This is a genomic window from Paraburkholderia sp. BCC1876 (genome assembly GCF_902833695.1).
GTDB lineage: Bacteria > Pseudomonadota > Gammaproteobacteria > Burkholderiales > Burkholderiaceae > Paraburkholderia.
Window position 1 is genome coordinate 1 of the sequence record NZ_CADFGI010000051.1, and the last position, 524, is coordinate 524.

A 524-nucleotide genomic window follows, 5' to 3' on the forward strand; every position below is an offset into this window, starting at 1 on the left:
GCCCGCCAGCGCCTCGGACAGCCGCGCGGCATCGATGCCGCTGGCCTGGGCGAGCCCGACCGCCTCGGCGATCGGGGCCACCGTGGCGGTGACGATCGGCTGGTTGCAGAGCTTGGCCGTCTGTCCCGCGCCGGCCTCGCCCAGGTGCGTAAGTCGCGAGGCATAGGCAGCGATCAGCGGACGAACCGCCTCGACCTCGTCGGCCGGGCCGCCCGCCATCACCGCGAGCGTACCGGCCTGCGCGCCCGGCACGCCACCCGAGACCGGCGCGTCGATCCAGGCCACCCCCGCTTGCGCGGCGCGCGCCGCGTAGTCGCGCGTGGCGGCCGGCGGAATCGAGGAATGATCGACGATCCGGCTCAGGCGCCGCCGCTCCGGTTCGCCGGACAGCAGCCCATGCGCGCCGAACACCACTTCGCCGACCGCGGCCGCGTCGAGCACGCACAGCATCACCGTCTCGACCCGCCCGGCCATCTCGCGCGGCGTATCCGCCACGCTTGCGCCCTCTGCCGCCAGCACCTCGG

At 75.4% G+C, this 524-nt stretch carries 1 protein-coding gene; it reads right to left on the minus strand.

Translation table 11 applies throughout. The features are described 5' to 3' along the window. On the minus strand, positions 1-524 hold a 524-nt coding region (locus HWY05_RS37700; RefSeq protein WP_176061485.1), incomplete at both ends, for an NAD(P)-dependent oxidoreductase.